The following is a 4693-nucleotide window of genomic DNA, read 5'->3' as shown; positions in this document are numbered from 1 at the left end:
GTTGGGCGGGTTGCGTCCCGCTCACGCTCGGCAAAATCCGCGAACAGGTAATTTCCGAGCGCGACTCGCTCGCTAAAGCCTTCGCCCTATGACCTGCGCCTGTTTCCTCCGCCTCGTCGCCCGCGTCCGAAACGCGCGGTGGCGCATGGACGGCGACATGGTGAGCGTCACCTTCGAAATATGAAGACCTACACCGTCTTCGCCATCGTGGACGCGCGGCCGATGCTCCTGACGCCGACCGGCGACGCCCCGCGCGTCAAGGCCTCCACCCTCCCCGCCGCCTTCCGCCGCGCCGCCGCTCTCGTGAAGGCCAAGTCCCGCCGAGGCTCCAAGCGCTACGTCATCACCCTCCAGGAACTATGAACGCCGTCACCAAGGCCTCGCCCCTCACGCGCGGCCAGTCGCAATACCTCAAGTCGCTCCTGCGCGATCACCACCTCGTCATCGCGAAGGGCAAGCACGACATCGCTTTGGAACATTCCCACAGGGCTCACCAGCTTCTCTGCGAGAGGCTGACCGTCGCCGACGCGCGGACGCTCATCTCCCGCCTCGCCGACATCGGGGAGACGCGCTGGGGGACACGCTACATAGGAGTCGGCCACCGTCAGGCGCACGGGGTGCTCAAGGAGTGGGGCGTCGAGGTCATCAGCGACGAGGAGCTCGCCCACCTCATCGACAGGGTCGAGGGGCGGACAGTAGACCTGCCGTAAAACCCATGTTCACGCCTAAACAGGAAGAGGTAATCGACTTCACCGCCGAAATCTACAAACCCTCAGAAAAACCTATGAACGAAGACACGCAAATTCAGAACGCCACCGCCGCCGACGCCTGGGAACAGATGATCGCCGCGCAGGAGGCAGAGGCAGGGCCGTCCATGCCTACGCCGGCCACGCTCAAGCTCCACGGCAACCTCGGCCAGTTCAACGTCATCCGCCGCGTCGAGAAGGAGAGCCAGTTCTCCAAGGTTATCGGCGACAGCCTCAAGGTCGTCATCCTCGCCGTCCGCTACCTCGCCAAGTGGAAATACGAGGAGAAGGCCCCCGTGTCCGTCATGACCCGCGAGTTCGCCGACTTCAACGACCCCGTGACGCTCCTCACCATCGACAACCTCAACCGCGACAACGAGGCCAGCGAGCGGGTCTACCGCTCCTACGCCGACTTCAAGGCCGACGTCGTGACGACGGACAAGATCACCCAGAAGGTCAAGTCTCCCTTCGACCTATACGTCTCGCTCTACGTCCTCGTCCCCGCGCACCGCGAGGTCTTGACCGACAAGGAGGGCAAGGAGGTCGGCGAGGCCTTCGAGGTTCCCTCCTCCGTCATGCGCCTGCGCGTGAAGGGCGACGGGCGGAGCAACTTCTTCGACGCGAAGCTCCCGCGCGCCGTCTCCTCCGTCGTCGTCGAGGTCGGCGCGGAAAAGAAGGAAAGCCCGCAGAAGGACAAGGACGGCAAGGCGCTCACCTACTTCGCGGCCACCTTCGAGGTCGTCGGCGACGTGCCGACCGACAAGCGTTCCGTCGTCCTCTCCGCAATGAACGACCTCAAGGCGTGGATGGGTTTCTACGAGGCGAAACGCTCCGGCGCGGCCCCCGCGATTGCCGCCTCCGTCGCCCGCCCAGCCCTGCCTCCCGCTACGTCTTCCGACGAGCCGCCGCTTGAGGACATGGAGCCTGACTACACCCGCAAGGACGAGGAGGAAATCAAGATTGAGGACATCCCGTTCTAAATTATGGCCGACACCATCACCGGAAACTGCTGCGAGTGCGGGCTCGAAATCGACTACGACCCGCTCGTCGAGGGCCCTCGCTACTGCGACGACTGCCGCCCATGCGACGACGGCGCCAAACAGGAGGATAAGGCCGTGGTGGCCTTCGAGGTCACGGGACCCACCGCCGAGCTCGTCGAGGTGGCCCGCAAATGCGAGCTTCCCGAGGCGGAGACGAACCACCTCATGGCGCAGTTCAGCGATTACATCGTCGAGGCGTCGAAGCTGTGCGAGGAGGCGAAGGGACTCGTCGTCACCGACGCACGCGACGTCGAGACGATTAAGAAATGCCACAGGATCAGGATGGCGTTGCGCAGGGTCCGCACTGAATCCGAGAAAAACAAGACCGTCCTGAAGGTGAACGTCCTCCGCACCGGCCGCGCCATCGATGGCGCGAACAATATCGTGAAGGCCATCACCGAACCGACCGAGGATTACTGCGAATCGCAGGAGAAGTTCGCCGAGAGGCAGGAGGCCGCGGCCCTCGCCGCCATCAAGGCGGAACGCGACGCCTTCCTTGCCCCCTTCGTCCCGGACATCTCCGTCTACGTGACCGAGAAGATGACGCCGGAGGGGTTCGCCGGGCTGCTGGAGTCCTCCAGGGCGGCCTACGAGGCCCGCGCGGAGGCCGAGCGCGTCGCGGCCGAGAAGGCCGAGGCGGACAGGAAGGCGAAGGAGGAAGAGGACGCCCGCGTCCGCGCCGAGAACGTCCGGCTCAAGGCCGAGGCCGACGAGCGCGAGAGGGAGGCCGCCGCCGCCCGCGCGTCCGCCGCCAAGGCCGAGAAGGAACTTTCCGACCGCAAGGCCGACGAGGAGCGCCGCGAGGCGGAGCGCGTCAAGGCCGAGTCCGACAAGAAATACAAGGACTGGCTCGCCGCCAACAAGTACGACGAGAGGTACGACCGAGTCGTCGTCTCCGGCAACCGCGCCCGCCTCTTCCGCCTCGTCGCCGAAATCGAACTCTAGCCACCGCCCCCATGCCTCCCGAGAAGTCATGCGTAACCGTCTCCCTCGCCGCGACCGTGCGGCGGGGGAGGTCGGGGAGCCTAAACGAAAAAACATGAGCGATAACGACACGGTCAAAATCTTAGACGCCGAAACAGCTAAATCTGATACGCAGGAGAATGAAGATGACTACTTCGCCTTACGCTCGGCGAGTGAAGGAGACGATACGATTCTCCAGGTCCCTTCCGAGATGGTGAAGTTCGAGTCGCGCGCGGGCGGGGCGCTCCGCATGGTGTTCGACTCGCAGGAGAACATCCCCCCGCAACTGCTGTCGTCAATCGTGGAGCACAAGGGCAAGACAGGCTGGCTGTGCTTCCTCCCGTCGAGGGAGGCGAGGCCGGCAATCAATCCCGAGGACGTCGTCGACTTGCCGTCCATCCCGCCGAAGGACGAGGGCGAGAAAAAAACGCCGTCCCAGCGCCTCCACGCCGTCCTGTTCCTGCTCTGGAAGGAGCGGGGGGAGCCGACTAAGACCTTTGACGAATACTACCGCTCCACGATGGAGCAGTTAATCGAGGCTTACAAGGCGAAGTTGCCTAGCCCATGATCATGACCACGAAACCACAGGAGATAACAGGCGAGGGCCTCGCCGCCCTCGACCTCGGCCGTCCCACCGCCAAGTGGAGCATGGAGATGGCGTCGAAGGCCCTGCGGGGCATTCAGCGCGCCCTGACGTCAGGGCAGGGCAGGAGCGAGGTCGCTTCCCTCGTCTACGACGCGCGGGGCCACGTCAAGGACGCCCTCACGGCGGTCAAGAGGTGGAAGCCGGAGACGCGCGAGGAACTGACGCGCCGCGCCGTGCGGCGGGTCGGGAGGGGGCGCGTATGACGCATTGCCCCGTCAGCGAGTGCCGCGCCCCGCTCCCCACGCGGCCGGCGCAGGAATACGCCGAGAGGTGGGGCCGGTGCGAGCAGTGCGACGCCCTCGCCGCCATGCGCGGGGAGCTCACGGGGGCGGAGATAGCGGAGCGCGAGGGGCGGGAAGACCCGCCGCCGCCCACGGCCAAGAGGCAGAAGCGCGAGACGACCCCATGGAACGCGGCGCTGGCCGACTGACCTATGCCCCGCACCTGCGAGAAGTGCCGCCTGAACCTAGACAGGTATGGGCGCAACGCCCTCATCGTCAACGTCGGCGGGAGGCCGAGGACGTTCTGCTCGGTGAAGTGCTGCGAGGCGGCGCTCTCCGGCGAGAGGAAAAAACAAAACTATGAACATCAACCAGAGGAAGCTGACGCGCGTTGAGGCCAAGCGGGAGGGGGACAAGGTCCAGCTTGTGGTGATCTTGCCCTCCCGCATGAAGGGAGGCTACGCGGAGCTTGAGCCGAAGGAGGCCATGCGCCTCGCGAGGGAGATAGAGGGCGCCGCGCTCGCGGCGTTCAGGGAGATATGAGGCGCGCCACCGAGCGCCCGCCCGTCCCGACCGAGCACGCCGAGGCAGTCGCCTTCCGCGAGTGGCTCGATACGCAGGTCGCCCTCGGCAACGTGCGCCGCTACACCCACCTCGCGCAGGAGACCTTCACGAGGAGCTGGGGGACGAAGCGCAGGAACCACCTCGAAGGCGTGCGCCCCGGCTTCCCGGATTACTGCGTCGTCGTCGGTAAGGGCGACGGCGTGACCGGCCTCGTCTTCGTCGAACTGAAGCGCCCGCGCGGCCCGCAGGGGGGCGCGAACGGGACGCGGCTGTCGGACGAGCAGGTTGCGTGGCTCCGTGACCTTAACCGCGTGGGCGACGACTGTCATGCCGCCGTCTGCTATGGGTCCGGTGAGGCGATTGACTTCGTTAAAAAATTCCTATGACCGAAGCGCAAAAGCTACTTGAGCAGGAGCGGCTGGCCGACGCGATCAAGCAAAACGTCGCCGCCGCAGTCAAGAAGAACGACGAGGAGTTCGCTGGCTACGTCTCGCGGACGACGGCGAGGAAGGC

Annotated in this window: 8 protein-coding genes; all 8 read left to right on the top strand. The window is 65.4% G+C overall.

The window, feature by feature from the left end; genetic code table 11:
- The first annotated feature begins 180 nt into the window (after positions 1–180).
- The 8 genes from WC906_05105 (at position 181) to WC906_05070 (ending at position 4566) form a co-directional block, all read left to right on the top strand.
- Positions 181–363 (top strand): hypothetical protein, encoded by a 183-nt coding sequence (locus WC906_05105; protein MFA5777791.1) that lies wholly within the window; start codon positions 181–183, stop codon positions 361–363.
- Positions 360–710 (top strand): hypothetical protein, encoded by a 351-nt coding sequence (locus tag WC906_05100; GenBank protein MFA5777790.1) that lies wholly within the window; start codon positions 360–362, stop codon positions 708–710. Before WC906_05105 ends, WC906_05100 begins: the two co-directional genes overlap by 4 nt.
- A 5-nt stretch (positions 711–715) precedes the next feature.
- Positions 716–1726, top strand: coding sequence for a hypothetical protein (locus WC906_05095; GenBank protein MFA5777789.1), 1011 nt, complete (start codon positions 716–718; stop codon positions 1724–1726).
- Positions 1727–1729: 3 nt separating this feature from the next.
- Positions 1730–2731 carry a hypothetical protein gene (locus tag WC906_05090; protein MFA5777788.1) on the top strand — a complete coding sequence of 334 codons (1002 nt, stop codon included), beginning with the start codon at positions 1730–1732 and terminating at the stop codon, positions 2729–2731.
- A 94-nt stretch (positions 2732–2825) separates the two neighbouring features.
- Positions 2826–3317: a hypothetical protein gene (locus WC906_05085; protein ID MFA5777787.1), complete on the top strand. Its 492-nt coding sequence runs from the start codon at positions 2826–2828 to the stop codon at positions 3315–3317.
- A complete protein-coding gene (locus tag WC906_05080) occupies positions 3314–3598 on the top strand; it encodes a hypothetical protein (GenBank protein MFA5777786.1) in 285 nt (94 codons plus the stop codon). Before WC906_05085 ends, WC906_05080 begins: the two co-directional genes overlap by 4 nt.
- A 378-nt stretch (positions 3599–3976) precedes the next feature.
- Positions 3977–4159 (top strand): hypothetical protein, encoded by a 183-nt coding sequence (locus WC906_05075; protein MFA5777785.1) that lies wholly within the window; start codon positions 3977–3979, stop codon positions 4157–4159.
- Entirely contained in the window at positions 4156–4566 is a 411-nt protein-coding gene (locus WC906_05070; GenBank protein ID MFA5777784.1) for a VRR-NUC domain-containing protein, read from the top strand. The genes WC906_05075 and WC906_05070 overlap by 4 nt, the downstream gene beginning before the upstream one ends.
- The last annotated feature ends 127 nt before the right edge of the window (positions 4567–4693 follow it).

The organism is Parcubacteria group bacterium (assembly GCA_041657845.1).
In the GTDB taxonomy this organism is placed as follows: domain Bacteria; phylum Patescibacteriota; class Minisyncoccia; order Moranbacterales; family JAKLHP01; genus JAKLHP01.
Note: the sequence above shows the minus strand (reverse complement) of the source record. Positions and strands in the feature narration are given on the sequence as shown.